14 protein-coding genes and 1 pseudogene are annotated in these 12074 nt (G+C 35.4%); 7 read left to right on the top strand and 8 right to left on the bottom strand.

Translation table 11 applies throughout. The annotated features are described in order from the left end of the window. Positions 1-164 precede the first annotated feature (164 nt). Positions 165-671, bottom strand: a complete 507-nt coding sequence (locus NST98_RS04190; protein WP_340714513.1) for a hypothetical protein — start codon at positions 669-671, stop codon at positions 165-167. 130 nt (positions 672-801) lie between these two features. On the opposite strand from NST98_RS04190, the gene NST98_RS04185 reads away from it, so the two are divergent. Next, positions 802-930, top strand: coding sequence for a hypothetical protein (locus NST98_RS04185; protein ID WP_016838977.1), 129 nt, complete (start codon positions 802-804; stop codon positions 928-930). 74 nt (positions 931-1004) lie between these two features. Here NST98_RS04185 and NST98_RS04180 read toward each other — a convergent pair whose 3' ends face one another. The 4 genes from NST98_RS04180 to NST98_RS04165 form a co-directional block, all read right to left on the bottom strand. Continuing rightward, entirely contained in the window at positions 1005-1580 is a 576-nt protein-coding gene (locus NST98_RS04180) for a 5' nucleotidase, NT5C type (protein WP_016838976.1), read from the bottom strand. 16 nt (positions 1581-1596) lie between these two features. Further along, positions 1597-2697 carry a flavodoxin-dependent (E)-4-hydroxy-3-methylbut-2-enyl-diphosphate synthase gene (gene ispG, locus NST98_RS04175; protein WP_096551157.1) on the bottom strand — a complete coding sequence of 367 codons (1101 nt, stop codon included), beginning with the start codon at positions 2695-2697 and terminating at the stop codon, positions 1597-1599. 96 nt (positions 2698-2793) lie between these two features. Continuing rightward, positions 2794-3126, bottom strand: coding sequence for a LysM peptidoglycan-binding domain-containing protein (locus NST98_RS04170; protein WP_016838974.1), 333 nt, complete (start codon positions 3124-3126; stop codon positions 2794-2796). 42 nt (positions 3127-3168) lie between these two features. Then, positions 3169-3684 (bottom strand): DUF1189 family protein, encoded by a 516-nt coding sequence (locus tag NST98_RS04165; RefSeq protein WP_016838973.1) that lies wholly within the window; start codon positions 3682-3684, stop codon positions 3169-3171. A gap of 116 nt (positions 3685-3800) precedes the next feature. On the opposite strand from NST98_RS04165, the gene NST98_RS04160 reads away from it, so the two are divergent. Both NST98_RS04160 and NST98_RS04155 read left to right on the top strand, forming a co-directional pair. After that, a complete protein-coding gene (locus tag NST98_RS04160; RefSeq protein WP_340715666.1) occupies positions 3801-4283 on the top strand; it encodes a DUF456 domain-containing protein in 483 nt (160 codons plus the stop codon). 210 nt (positions 4284-4493) lie between these two features. Next, positions 4494-5099, top strand: coding sequence for a superoxide dismutase (locus NST98_RS04155; RefSeq protein ID WP_016838971.1), 606 nt, complete (start codon positions 4494-4496; stop codon positions 5097-5099). Between the two features lie 98 nt (positions 5100-5197). On the opposite strand, the pseudogene NST98_RS04150 reads toward NST98_RS04155, so the two are convergent. Beyond that, positions 5198-5437: pseudogene (locus NST98_RS04150) on the bottom strand (Lrp/AsnC ligand binding domain-containing protein); the annotation flags it as partial. A gap of 145 nt (positions 5438-5582) precedes the next feature. On the opposite strand from NST98_RS04150, the gene NST98_RS04145 reads away from it, so the two are divergent. The 4 genes from NST98_RS04145 (at position 5583) to NST98_RS04130 (ending at position 9834) form a co-directional block, all read left to right on the top strand. Then, positions 5583-5771, top strand: coding sequence for a hypothetical protein (locus tag NST98_RS04145; protein ID WP_172597866.1), 189 nt, complete (start codon positions 5583-5585; stop codon positions 5769-5771). Between the two features lie 159 nt (positions 5772-5930). After that, positions 5931-6815: a patatin-like phospholipase family protein gene (locus NST98_RS04140; RefSeq protein ID WP_016838969.1), complete on the top strand. Its 885-nt coding sequence runs from the start codon at positions 5931-5933 to the stop codon at positions 6813-6815. 64 nt (positions 6816-6879) lie between these two features. Beyond that, positions 6880-7299, top strand: coding sequence for a pyridoxamine 5'-phosphate oxidase family protein (locus tag NST98_RS04135; protein ID WP_016838968.1), 420 nt, complete (start codon positions 6880-6882; stop codon positions 7297-7299). A 342-nt stretch (positions 7300-7641) separates the two neighbouring features. Beyond that, on the top strand, positions 7642-9834 hold the full coding sequence (locus NST98_RS04130) for a penicillin-binding transpeptidase domain-containing protein (protein WP_340714512.1): 2193 nt from the start codon (positions 7642-7644) through the stop codon (positions 9832-9834). A 106-nt stretch (positions 9835-9940) separates the two neighbouring features. On the opposite strand, the gene NST98_RS04125 is transcribed toward NST98_RS04130, so the two are convergent. Continuing rightward, entirely contained in the window at positions 9941-10705 is a 765-nt protein-coding gene (locus NST98_RS04125; protein ID WP_340714511.1) for a 3-hydroxybutyrate dehydrogenase, read from the bottom strand. A gap of 22 nt (positions 10706-10727) precedes the next feature. Then, positions 10728-12050: a GntP family permease gene (locus tag NST98_RS04120; RefSeq protein WP_340714510.1), complete on the bottom strand. Its 1323-nt coding sequence runs from the start codon at positions 12048-12050 to the stop codon at positions 10728-10730. Positions 12051-12074: the final 24 nt, after the last annotated feature.

The following is a 12074-nucleotide window of genomic DNA, read 5'->3' as shown; positions in this document are numbered from 1 at the left end:
GTATTTTTGGCAGAAGAGGATGGTTTTTGAAAAGTTTAAATGGTTTTTCTATAAATTGTAATTTTTTAATAAAATTGTGGGTTTATGCATTTTATTTTGAATAAGTCATTAAAAAAATGTAGTACAAACCTTGCGATGGTTAGTACTACTAGAGTAAATTTTCATTACATTTTCTGTTGTAAATAAATATCGTATAAGTAATAAAGTATTTCTGCTCCTTTTTCATCCACTAACAATTCTTCATTTAATTTCATGCTGACCGTTGTTTCATTTGAATTTAGCAGTTCATCTATAAATACTAATTCAATAAAAATTTTACCGCTCTTTGAGAGTTTTTCTTTTACATCATCCGTAAGCTGTAATTGTTCAAATAATGGTTCCTTCCAAGTACCTTTTACTAGCAAAATATGCTTATTATGATTTTTTTCATATTCCCATTGGACATCACGTAGAATAGTTTTAAATAATTCGTCAACTGTAAATAATTCGTCTTTATATTCAATCTCATACTCACGCAAAGTATATGCATCGATCGTTAGACCGCTTTTTGCTTTTTCTGCTTGTGTATGGATACCAGAAACTGCCTCCTTTAAGTCGCTGACGGAACTTTTGCAACCTATTAATAGAAACATAGCAAGTAGTAATACAACATAAATATGTATGTTTCTCATTATAAAACCTCCTAGTGTTCAAACTATTGGCTATTTTCATCATAGCGAAAAAATTCATCGTTGTATTAGGAGATTTTAGAAAATTCCTTTACATTTCTTGTTTTTCAACTTTAATAGAAGGGAAGTTTTCATGAAAATCAATGATGAACTGCTGGAAAAATTAGGAGTGTATTTTGTATATCATGATATTTATAATCGATATGGAATTACTTTTGAAACATTTGTTGAACGTTGGGTGAGGGGAACATTAGAGATTTAAAACGAATAGCGTTCACAAAAAATCGCTAGACGATGTCACAATTAGGTTGGACAAGTCTAGCGATTGAAATGTGGCTAAAAATGACGCTCAATCCATTCGTTTGCTTCTTTCCAATTATGGACTCGAATCACGTTGGAAGGTATAACTTTACGATTGTATGGCGTGTCAAATAACAGTACGGGAATTTGGAGTTCTTCTGCAAGTATCACCGCATTATCATGTTTATCTTCAAAAAAAACATCTACGCGATACTTTTTTGCAGCTTCCAATTTATCATGACTACCTATTAATTCAATATGATCATAAGGTACTTGATGCTGTTCAAACCATTTTTTCGTCACATCATATAAATGCAAGTCTCGAGCGGAAATATAATACAATTCATATTGTTTATGCCAATTGTTTAAGATTTGTTGAGCATCGTTTGCAATTTTGCTTACTGAATATAAATAAGGTTCATTTTCTTTAAACCAACGAGCAAACTCGTTTCGATCAACCGGATGGGGGAATGCGCTTAAAAAATCATATTCGATGACATCATCAAGTACGATGTTTGTATTGTATTGTTTATTTATATGTGGAATCAGCGTATCAGGAGTCGTTACTGTTCCATCAATATCAATACCGAAACGAGGCTTATTTTGCTTCATATGGACCCCCTAAGATTCAATTTGTTTTTTGTTCTCGTTCTGCTAACATTTCTGCAGCTAATTTATCGATTTCTTTTTTCAATTCTTCTACCATTGTTTCTTCTGGTACTTTTCGTACGGTTTTACCCTTCATAAAGAGTAATCCTTCTCCTCGAGCACCTGCGATTCCGATGTCTGCTTCTCTCGCTTCTCCCGGCCCGTTTACCGCACAGCCTAATACCGCTACTTTCAATGGCACATTCAGTTTTGAAATATACTCTTCTATTTCGTTAGCAATGGAAATTAAATCGATTTCGATTCGACCACATGTTGGACATGAAACTAAAGTAGCCATGTTTGATGCAAGACCAAATGCTTTCAATAATTCTCGAGCTACTTTTACTTCTTCTACTGGATCAGCAGATAGAGAAATACGTAATGTATTGCCGATTCCTTTGGATAAAAGAGCACCTAAACCAGCAGCGGATTTAATTGTACCGGAAAAGAGCGTTCCAGATTCTGTAATACCTAAGTGCAATGGATAATCAAATGCACGTGCAGCTTTTTCGTAAGCTTCGATAGCAAGATTTACATCAGAAGCTTTCATCGACACGATAATATCATGGAAATCTAAATCTTCCAGTATTTTAATATGATGTAAAGCAGATTCAACCATTCCATCTGCAGTAGGATAGCCATATTTTTCTAATATATGGCGTTCTAAGGAACCTGCATTAACACCAATTCGAATTGGAACACCTCTTTCTTTTGCCGCATTCACTACGGCTTCAACCTTCTCGCGACGACCAATATTTCCGGGATTAATGCGTACTTTATCGATACCGTTTTCTATAGCCATCAAGGCAAGTTTATAGTTAAAATGAATATCCGCTACTAAAGGGATATGGATGCGTTTCTTTATTTCAGGAATCGCCGCTGCAGCTCGTTCGTCTGGAACAGCAACACGTACTAGCTGACACCCTGCTTCTTCTAATCGTAAAATTTCAGCAACAGTAGCTTCCACATCGTGAGTTTTCGTTGTACACATACTTTGGATGATTAGTTCGTTACTACCGCCGATTGTTAAATTGCCGACACGTACTGGACGTGTTTTCGAACGATGAATAATTTCACTCATCAATAACTCTCTCCTTCTTGAGGTACTTTTTCCGTACCTTCACTTCCATTATTTTAGCAGTGTAAAATAGTGTCGACAAGGAAGAAACACGTTTTTTTATTTTTTACATTCATGGTTATTTGAGTAAATCGGTATTTTGATTAATTCACCTGGTGCTATGACTTGATTTTTTAAATGTGGATTAAATTTGTAAAAATCCGCCATTCGTTCTGGTACTGAAATTCTTTCATCTGTTGGATATTGGGCGAGTAACCCTTGTACAGTATCCCCTTCTTTTGTAATAACAGGTACTGTTTTTACAGCTAGTTGTTCATTGCATTGGTCAACGCTTTCAGAAAACGCGATTAATGGTACTGTTCCTTCAGTTAAATCTATTTTAATGACCGTAACGATTATGATGATGATAGATGTTAATAGAAAAAATCTCATATAAAAACCCTCCTTGCTCCACTATATGAAGCAAAGAAGGATTCAGAACTTCTTTTTTTCTATTTTTGGATATTTTAGTGATGCAATTGTTAATAGAATGATGGTAATGATGGCATTAACAACTGTTCCAAACCAACTAGATATATTAATAAATGAAAATAGGATAGATAGTAGTGTTGACCATGTAATCGCTAATGCGGTCGTTCTCCACATATGTCGATATTCCCCGCGACGATTGAATATTTTTAATAATAATGTTCCGATGGCTGCGTAAATGGTAATTCTCACAAATAATAAAACGGTAGAAGTTAAGAGTAATAAAAGAAGCGCAAAAGGATAGAGCAGCCATTGAATATCAGAGACATATTGTTGCAACCCTTCAAATTGAATAGTAGTTTTCGATACCCCTGTTAAAAATTGTATAAACGAGAAAATCGTAACAATCGCAATTAGAATAAATACATATTGAATTACTTTACCGATTGTTAATAGTCGATAAGCAGCTAGCTTGTTTGGTTGAAACAGACTGTGTATGAATATTTGTAAATGAGTAACCATTTTCTTCTCCTCCATTGAGAGTTTAACATGAAATGATGAAAAGAAAAAACGTACAAAAACATTTTATTGAAACTTTTTGCAAACCTGTCCGTAAACTGTATCATGGAGGGAAGAACTTGGAAATCATTGCTTGGTTACTCATTATTATTTGTTTTATCGTGGCTTTTGTAGGATTAGTTTATCCAATCATTCCATCGGTATTATTTATACTATTAGGATTTATCGTTTATGGTTTGTTTTTCTCCTTTGCAGAACTTTCATGGTGGTTTTGGATCATCGAGATTCTGTTTGTTATTTTATTGTTTGTGGCGGATACTTTAGCGAATCTGATTGGCGTGAAAAAGTTTGGCGGAACGAAGGCTGGACTTTGGGGCAGCACCATTGGATTAATAGCAGGACCATTTATCATACCATTTCTGGGCATAATTATTGGGCCATTCATAGGTGCGGTAATTGGAGAAATGATAGTTGCAAAAAAAGATTTTAGCCAAGCGGTTCGAGCTGGTATTGGATCACTTGTTGGCTTCTTAACATCTGTTGTAACAAAAACGATGATCCAATTAGTGATGATTATTGTTTTTGTAATCGCAATCGCATAATAAGTTTTTTTGTATAAAAAATCATCTAAAAGGAAATAGTGAGTTTGGTTGAAAAATAAGTGCGTCACTGGTAAAAGACAAACAATGGATTGATTTCAGCCAAAAGTATGAAAATCACCAAGTAAGAGCTAAATCGTTGAATGACTACCTCTATTTTGATAATCTTATAGAGGTAGGAAATTACTGATTTATACAAAGGAGGAAATTCTAATGGCATTCGAATTACCAAAATTACCTTATGCTTACGATGCTTTAGAACCACACATTGATGCACAAACAATGGAGATCCATCATACAAGACACCACAATACGTATGTAACAAATTTAAATGCTGCTGTAGAAGGTACTGAATACGCTGATAAAGATTTAATCGAACTTATTTCAAATATCAATGCCCTTCCAGCTGATAAACAAACTGCAGTTCGCAATAATGGTGGCGGACATGCAAATCACTCATTATTCTGGGAAATTTTAACACCTGGAGGTTCAAAAACTCCAACTGGTGAGTTAGCTTCTGCAATTGATGCGAAATTCGGTAGCTTCGATGCATTTAAAGAAGAGTTTGCAAAAGCTGCTGCAGGCCGCTTCGGTTCTGGATGGGCTTGGTTAGTAGTAGATAACGGTGAATTAAAAATCACTTCTACGCCAAACCAAGATTCTCCATACATGGAAGGCCAAACACCAATCCTTGGATTAGACGTTTGGGAACACGCTTATTACTTAAAATATCAAAACCGTCGTCCTGACTACATTGCTGCATTCTGGAATGTAGTAAACTGGGACGTTGTAGCAGAAAAATATGCTGCAGCAAAATAATTGACTTTAAAAAAATGAGGAAAGCCTAAACATAGGTTTTCCTTTTTTTATTTTTGAAAAGATTATCGGTAAGTTTGACTGAGCCTAGATATTAAATTTCATTCACTAAATTTCATCGTTGTTTGAACCTTGGAAAAAATGAAATGGGTGACGTTAGTTGCGTATGGACTTACATCATTGATAAACTCTTCTACCTTGGAAAAGCTTTCAAATTGCAGTTTAAGCATAAAGCATGCTTTTCCTGATATACGGTAACAAAACTCCACATTTGGCAGACCTTCTATAAAATTTTTAAAGGATTTATAATCTCCGTTTTTAACGGTTGCTTCTACTATACATCAGATAGAAGAGATCTGGATAAGAAGAGAATTTAAAGTAAGAGGCGAATCATTTGGGTTCGTCTTTTTTTACTATTTCAATGATGTAATTATTAGTGATTCCTATTCCAGTATAAAATAATGGGTTTGTGACAAATTAAGTCCAATGGAGGTGACTACATTGTCAAAGAAGAAAAGAAATCAATTAGATCGGGAAGAGTATGGATATGGATATGATTTAAGTCCCGATGATTTAGATGTGATAGGTCAAAATGAAAAAGCAAAAAAAGAAAATCAAAATGAAAATAAACGTAAACCCTCTAGTAAGCAAAATCCTTCTATCTTAAATGAGTAATCAATATTACCAAAAATTCGCAAGCTTTCCGAATAAACAGTCTACACTGTTATGGAACTTGCGAATTTTTTCTTATTGATTCGATTATTTTCGATAAATCGTTCTAAAATCCCTTATTTTTTCTTAAAGTATACCAATGAAAAATAAGGGAGAGAGAAAATGGAAATTGATGGTGTTTTTTCAGGTGGTGGAATAAAAGCTTTTGCGTTTGTTGGTGCCTATCAAGTTTTGAGTGAGAAGGGTTTTATCTTTAAAAGAGTCGCAGGAACGAGTGCTGGTTCAATCGTAGCTGCATTTATCGCGGCAGGGTTTACCGTAAAAGAGATTGAAAAGGCATTAGAAGAATTAGATACAAAATCGCTTCTTGATCCACCCAAATTTTCAAAAACTCTTCCTTTTATAAAATGGCTGAATTTATATTTTCGATTAGGATTGTACAAAGGAAAAGCGCTAGAAAGATGGTTGTACAAAAAATTAGCAGAAAAAGATGTGTATACATTTGGGGATTTACCAAAGGATTCATTGAAAGTTGTCACCTCCGATTTAACGAATGGTCGCATAATTGTCATACCTGATGACTTGCATTTATATGGAAAGGATTGGAGAGATTTTTCTGTCGCAAAAGCGTTGAGAATGAGCTGTGGTATTCCTTTTTTCTTTGAGCCGGTCATGTTAAGTAATGGAAAAGGAGATTCCGTATTCGTTGACGGTGGGGTATTAAGCAATTTTCCATTATGGATTTATGATAACGGTAAAAGGAAAAGGCCATTATTAGGATTAAAACTCAGCAGACCAGAAGGAGAAATTCCACCACAGATAATTGATAATGGGTTAAATTTATTTGAAGCATTATTTAAGGCGATGATGAATGCCCACGATAATCGATATATCTCAAGAAGACACGAAAAAAATATTATCTTCATTCCTGTTGAACAATATAGTGCTACACAATTTGATTTAGATGATGATGCAAAAGAGCAATTAATTCAATTGGGAAGGGCAAGAACTGAAGAATTTCTAAAAAATTGGCGCCCCGTAATTTAACAATCACATATTTTTAGGAATTTATGAAATACTAAAAATAAAAAGGTCAAATGGAGTGGTTGCAATGCCAAAAACAGATAAAGAAATTGCTGAAAAAATATTAAATAATCAGTTAATTGGAACAATGGCTACCATTGAAGGAGATAAACCTCACACTCGCTATATGACGTTTTATAACGATAATTTCACTTTGTATACGGTTACGAGCAAAAATACCCATAAAGTTGAAGAACTTTCGAAAAATCCATACACACATATTTTAATTGGTTATGATGGGAAAGGATTTGGCGATGCCTATTTAGAAATAGAAGGAAAAGCGGAAGTTTCATCCGATGAAGGAATGAAAGAAAAAGTGTGGAACAAAGTATTAAGATTTTGGTTCGATGGTCCAGATGATCCGAATATGGTAGTTTTAAAAATCGTTCCTTCTCAAATTCGTATCATGAATTCGAAAGGAAAAGATCCGAAAATTATTCAATTTTAATTGATAGAACGATTGCTGATAGTCTTATCAATTTGAAAAAATAATATTTACTAAGTTAACAACATAAACGGCTTAGGCTTCACAATGTAGGAAGCTTGAGTCGTTTTCAATTTTATAGAAAAAGTTGATCAATGTTTATTTATTGATGTTTTTTAATTTTTTATTAAACTAATCATCGAAGAATGTTTAATTTGAAAAATCCAAGTAATATCTTTATGTTAAAAAAGGAAACCTAAAAATAAAAAGAACCGTTACAAATCAAGAAGGGAATCTCCTTTTTTCTCAAACTTTAAAATGATATACTAAAGAGCATGTATGGGTTTTTTTGAAAGGGGGGGACATATGCGAAATGTAAAGAAAACAAACAATAAAGGAAACTCTCGTACCAGTCTTTCATTTCGAATGAACGTCCTGTTTATTTCGATTTTTGTTTTGTTCTCCATGCTCATTTTTCGCTTAGGTTATTTACAAATCGTAAAAGGAGAAGAATATGTTCGGGCAATAGAAAGAACGGAAGAAGTAGCGGTCAATACGAGTGTTCCCCGTGGAAGAATTTATGATCGATATGGAAGAATTCTCGTAGATAACGATCCGCAAAACGCCATTACATATACAAAGTTTCAATCAACGTCTCAAGAAGAAATGTTAGAAGTCGCTGAAAAATTGGCTATGCTAATTGAACAACCAACGAAACGAGTAACGCTTCGTGATAAGCAAGACTTTTGGATTTTAAAAAATACAGAAAAAGCCTATGCGAAAGTTTCGAAAGCAGAAGAGAAAAAAATAAAGGAAAAACATGAAGATGAGAAAAAGGCTCAAGCAGAAATCGACCAATTAGTGAGAGATCGAATTACCGAAGAAGAATTGGCGGAGCTAACGCCTTTTGATTTGGAAGTGTTAGCAATTTATCGTGAAATGTCTTCTGGATATTATTTGTCTCCACAAATTATTAAAAGTGAAAATGTATCCGATGAAGAGTTTGCACGTGTTTCTGAACGATTATATGAATTGCCAGGTGTCAATACGACGACCGATTGGAAAAGGGTGAAGTTAAGTTCGTTATCGGTATTAGGTAGAACAACAGTCCCTAGTAAGGGGATTCCAAAGTCTGAATTAAATTATTATTTAGCCCGTGGTTATTCTCGAAATGATCGGGTTGGAGAAAGTTATTTTGAATCGCAATATGAAGAATTACTTCAAGGCCATAAATCTGTTGTGAAAAATATTACGAACAAAAAAGGCGAAGTCATAGATATGATTACGACCTTTGAAGGGAAACCTGGGAATGATTTGGTAACGACGATCGATATTGAATTGCAAGCAGCTGCTGAAAAAATTGTTGAAGAGAAATTGCTGCAATTAAAATCGATAGGTGGATCTTCCTTATTGGATCGTGCCTTTTTCGTGATGATGAATCCGAATACTGGTGAAATACTGGCGATGGTTGGAAAGAAAATAGAAAAGGATCCAGAAACGGGAAAACCATATGTGATTGATTATTCTTACGGAACATTTACGACAGCTTATGAAGCCGGTTCAACGGTGAAAGCGGCTACTATATTAATGGGATATAAAGAGGGCGTTATAAAACCTGGTACAGTTTTAATTGACCAACCAATTAAGCTTGCAGGTACAAAATCGAAAAGTTCCATCTTCAACAGAGGTGGCCGCATTGCAATGAATGATTTAACAGCGTTAGAGCGTTCTTCAAACTCCTATATGTTCCAAATTGCTATGAAAATTGGTGGAGTAAACTATCGCTATAATATGGGGCTACAATTAAAAGAAGATGTTTTGAAAAAAATGAGAAATGGTTATGCTGAATTTGGTTTAGGTGTCAATACAGGAATTGATTTACCGAATGAATTTGCAGGATTCCAAGGAAAAATGGATACTCCTGGTAAAATTCTAGACTTAGCAATCGGACAATTCGATACGTATACACCGATGCAATTGGTGCAATATATTTCAACGGTAGCAAACGGTGGATATCGAGTGCAGCCAAGACTATTAAAAGAAATTCGTGAACCATCTAAAGATGGAAAAACTTTAGGACCTTTAATTGAAGAAGTCCAACCGAAAATTTTGAATAGAATCTCAAATACTGAAGAAGAAATTAATCATGTAAAACAAGGGCTTCGCAGAGTATATATTGGCAGCCAAGGTACTGCCCGCGCTCAATTTGCAAATGCACCGTTTACAGCAGCAGGGAAAACAGGTACTGCGGAAGTAGTTTACTATGGCCCGATTCGAGAAAAATTTGGCACATTAACTGAAACAGTATCTCATGTTGGCTTCGCTCCGTTTGAAAACCCTGAGGTTGCTTATGCTGTGGTGATTCCTTGGGTGACAACAAACTTTAGCCATTCACATAACAATCAAATTGCCCGAGAAGTATTGGATGTATACTTCGAATTGAAAAAGAAATATGCAAGTAGTAAAATCACTGACGAAACTGTGAAGAAAGAAATTTTACCTCCAACTACGAATGAAAAAATTGATGAGGATACAGAAGAACAAGTTGTAAATGAATAATAAATTTCAAACAACAATTCAAAAAGCAACATTTTCTCCCAAAAGAAGATGTTGCTTTAAATTATGTTAATTACTATTTCAATCTAAGTAAATGTTGAACATTCGCTTATTGAGCGGTATAACCTCCATCTAACACAACTGCTTGCCCTGTAATTCCTTTAGCGGCATCGCTAGCTAAGAAAAGCGCTAAGGAAGCAACCTCATCTACCGAAATTAGCCGCTTTTGAGGAACTAAAGGGTAAAGGACTTCTTCTAACACATTTTCAACTGCTATATTGCGAGTTTTCGCCAAATCTTCAAATTGTCCTCGAACTAAAGCTGTATCTACATAGCCTGGACATATCGCGTTCACAGTTATTTGATGCGGTGCTGTTTCTAATGCGGCTACTTTTGTTAGACCAATTACACCGTGTTTTGCAGAATTGTATGCTGACTTTCCAGCAAATCCAATTAAACCATTGATCGAAGCGATATTGATGATTCTACCGAATTGATTCTTTTTCATATGTGGAATCGCATATTTCATCGTAATAAATGGGGCAGTCAACATAATTTTAATCATTAATTCAAATTTTTCGGTAGGGAAATCTTCAATGAACGCTACATGTTGTATGCCTGCATTGTTTATTAAAATGTCAATCGAACCGTATTTTTCAACAGTGAAATCAATTGCCTGTTTAATTTGTTCTTCGCTTGTTACATCACAGACAACACTTGAAACATTATCAGGTAATTCCTTTAATGCTTGGTCTAATTTTTCTTGATGAATATCCGAAATGACGACATTTGCACCCGCTTCAGCAAAGTTTTTTGCGATTTCAAATCCAATTCCCTGTGCACTTCCTGTAACAAAAAGTGTTTTTCCTTTCATGTTTGGACCTCCAACATTATTTTTATAAACCTAAAGAGAATAGAATGATTGCTAGAATAGTTCCGAGTAACGGAATAATGACTGTTAAAGCACCCATTGCTGGATAAGCATCTTTATGCGATTCTTGTGCAATGGCAGTGATGGTTGTAACAACGTAACCACTATGTGGCAATGTGTCTAACGATCCAGAAGCAATGGCAACAACACGGTGCAATTGTTCCGGATTGACCCCCATATCTAAGTAATGTGGTGCAATTAACGGTAAAGCAATAGATTGACCGCCAGAAGATGAACCAGTCAGACCTGCTAATACAGCAACAGCAATAGCACCACCGATAAGTGGACTGCCAGGGATGTTCGTCATATAATCAACCGTCGTTAAAAAGGCTTCTGTTTGTTTTACAACGCCGCCGTAACCAACCACAGCTGCTGTATTCGCAATGGCAATCACGGCTCCCAGTGCACCTTCTGCAATTGCTTTATCACGATTTTGCATATACTTGAAGCTAATAAGATAAGTTGTAATAATTCCACCTAGTAGAGCGATGATTAATGCCGATGTTCCTAACTTTTCATGGAAAATAAACGAAAACCCGAGCACAACGATTAATGGCAAAAGACTAAGTAAAGGACTAGGAAGTGCACGATTTTCCCCTTTATCTAGGTTATCTGCTTCTTTTGCAACAAATTTTTCACCTTTCGCAACAGCACGATTGACCATCCATTTTAGCCAAAAATACCCTGCGACAGCCATAAAGATGGCCACAATTAAGCTAACTTGCCACCCAGCATAAGGCGTCGTCCCCAAATATTGAATAGGAATCCAGTTTTGAATCTCTGGTGAACCAGCAGAAGTCATCGTAAACGTTACTGATCCCAATGCCAAAGCAGCAGGAATGAACCTTCTTGGTAGATTAGCTTCTTTAAATAGGGCTAATGCCATTGGGAATACCGAGAAGGCAACAATGAATAAACTAACTCCCCCATAAGTAAGTACTGCACATGCGACAACAACTGCTAAAATGGCATGTTTAGCACCGATTTTTTCGATAATCCATTTTGAAACGCTATCTGCAGCACCGCTATCTTCCATCACTTTTCCGAATATTGCTCCCGCTAAGAACATGAGCCACCAAGAACTAATGAATCCCGTAAATCCGCCCATATAACTTGTGATAAAATCTGGATCTCCTTCAGCAGCTAATTGTGGGAAAATTGTAATACCACTTAATATTGCTGCTATAAATGCTGCGAAAGGGGCTGCAATCAGCAAGTTTACGCCTCTCATCGTCAAATAAATCATTAATGCTAAACTACCTAGAAGCCCAATAAATCCTAATACCATAAAAAACCTCCTTTTTGTAAAATT

The organism is Ureibacillus sp. FSL W8-0352 (assembly GCF_038004345.1).
Taxonomy (GTDB): Bacteria; Bacillota; Bacilli; order Bacillales_A; family Planococcaceae; genus Ureibacillus; species Ureibacillus thermosphaericus.
The sequence above is the reverse complement of the archived record's forward strand: the minus strand, read 5'-3'. Positions and strand labels throughout refer to the sequence as shown.